Origin of the sequence: Emticicia sp., assembly GCF_049241225.1 — a bacterium.
In the GTDB taxonomy this organism is placed as follows: Bacteria; Bacteroidota; Bacteroidia; order Cytophagales; family Spirosomataceae; genus Emticicia.
Window position 1 is genome coordinate 6,163 of sequence record NZ_JBMLRC010000101.1, and the last position, 2,021, is coordinate 8,183.

Here is a 2,021-nt window from a genome sequence, read left to right on the forward strand (position 1 = left end):
TCAGCGTAAACAATATTTGGATTTTTAGGGTCAATTGTTACTTGAATCGCACCCGTGTTTTCATCTTTATATAATACTCTTTCCCAAGTTTTGCCACCATTGGTTGTTCTGTAAACACCCCTTTCGGTATTTGGGCCGTACGGATGCCCCAAAACAGCAGCAAAAACTCTATTTTCGTTAGTTGGGTCAATAGCCAAACCTCCAATTTGTTGACCGTCTTTCAGGCCAGTATTTATCCAAGTCTTGCCCTCATCGGTTGATTTATAAACGCCATTTCCAACCGATAAATCGGGGCGTTGAATTCCTTCACCAGAAGCAACATAAATGACATTTGGGTTTGATGGAGCTACGGCAACATCCCCAACCGAACCAGTTGGTTGGTCATCAAAAATAGGAAACCATGTACGGCCATAGTCGGTGGTTTTCCAAACACCGCCATTGTTAACACCTATGTAAAAAACGTTAGGCTTTTGAGGAACTCCAACCGCCCCAACCGTTCGACCACCACGATGTGGGCCAATCATTCGCCATTTCATGCTATCAAATAGCTTGGGGTTATAGCTTTGGGCAAAACTGCTGATAGTTAATAAAGAAAAGATTATACTAAAAACTTTAATTTTCATGTATTTTTGAGGGTTTGGTGAAGGTAATTTATTCGGAGTTCAATTTATGAAAAAACTTTTTACTTTGACTACTTTTTCAGAACGAACAATTTGGAAATCGGAACACTGAATTGATAGTTCTACAGAAAAAGCCAAACTTTCGCTTGGCTTTCCTCATATTTACTTCAAATTCTTCAAATATTCAATACTCAAAGGTACGTTTTCGAGTTCGTGTTCGCTTTCGTCTTCGATGAAATAATGTTTGATTCCAATCTTTCTCGATAACTTGAAAATGTTTTTCCAATCTGCCTGACCCGTACCTAAAACTACATCGTTTTCAGCTGGTGTATGCCCGGAAAAATCTCCTTTCACTCCTTTTTTCAAATCTTTAACGTGCATTAATTTCCAACGATTTCCATATTTTTTAAGCAAACCAACTGGGTCTCCACCTCCATGAAGCACCCATAAAACATCCATTTCAAAAGATACATATTCAGGATTGGTATTTTTGAAGATATAATCAAGCAAAGTGCCTTTTTCGTAGGGACGGAACTCATATCCATGTGGGTGATAACAAAAAGTTAGGCCATTTTCTTTTAAAAATTTACCCGCTTTGTTGAAAACTTCTACTGCTTTTTGGGCATCTTCGAGCGTAAAATTATCACCTTTGTGAGGAATCCAAGCACACATGACATATTTTGCTCCAAAAGTTTTTGCTTTTGTAACAATATCCATCGAAAGTTTTTCTAATTGCTCATAACCTGCCCCAGTAGAAGGAATAGCTATGCCACGAGCATCACACATTTTTTTATATTCATCGTCAGTTACACCCTTTGCACCGCTTGTTTCGATTTCGGTGATACCCATTTTCTGAATTTTATCCAAAGTTCCAACTACATCTTTCGGGAAATGATTTCTGAATGTATATGCTTGCACTCCAAACGGATAGGTATATAGATTTTTGCTGCTTGGTTGAGCAAAAATATCTTGGTTGAAAGCGAGCATAATTAGTAGTGCACAAAATATTAGTTTTTTCATTATTGATTATTTAGAGGTTGAAAATTAAAGCTCAAATTTGAAATCAGGTCGCCGAAGCGATAGTGTTGCTATAAATTACGTTTTTTTAATTCTTTCACGGCATAATCAACTGCCCGAGCTGCAAATGCCATATAGGTCAGCGATGGGTTTTGTGTACTTGTTGAGGTCATACAAGCTCCATCAGTAACAAATACATTTTTACAGGCGTGCAATTGATTCCATTTATTTAGCATCGATGTTTTAGGGTCATTTCCCATTCTTACGCCGCCCATTTCGTGAATATCGGCCCCAGGGTTTGAATGAGAGTCGCCACCTCTGATGTTCTTAAATCCTGCTAAGGTAAACATTTCGGTCATTTCTTTGATATAATCATTCACCATT

At 38.0% G+C, this 2,021-nt stretch carries 3 protein-coding genes; all 3 read right to left on the bottom strand.

Going from position 1 to position 2,021, the window contains the following annotated elements:
- Positions 1–623: WD40/YVTN/BNR-like repeat-containing protein (locus tag ACOVO2_RS06180; RefSeq protein WP_421769128.1), on the bottom strand; the 623-nt coding region annotated here is incomplete at its 3' end.
- A gap of 159 nt (positions 624–782) precedes the next feature.
- Positions 783–1,640, bottom strand: coding sequence for a sugar phosphate isomerase/epimerase family protein (locus tag ACOVO2_RS06185; protein ID WP_421769129.1), 858 nt, complete (start codon positions 1,638–1,640; stop codon positions 783–785).
- A gap of 68 nt (positions 1,641–1,708) precedes the next feature.
- Positions 1,709–2,021: GMC oxidoreductase (locus tag ACOVO2_RS06190; protein WP_421769130.1), on the bottom strand; the 313-nt coding region annotated here is incomplete at its 5' end.

Excerpts from the sequence above, each read along its gene's own strand:
- ACOVO2_RS06185 (WP_421769129.1), bottom strand. The coding sequence starts at position 1,640 with ATGAAAAAACTAATATTTTGTGCACTACTAATTATGCTCGCTTTCAAC.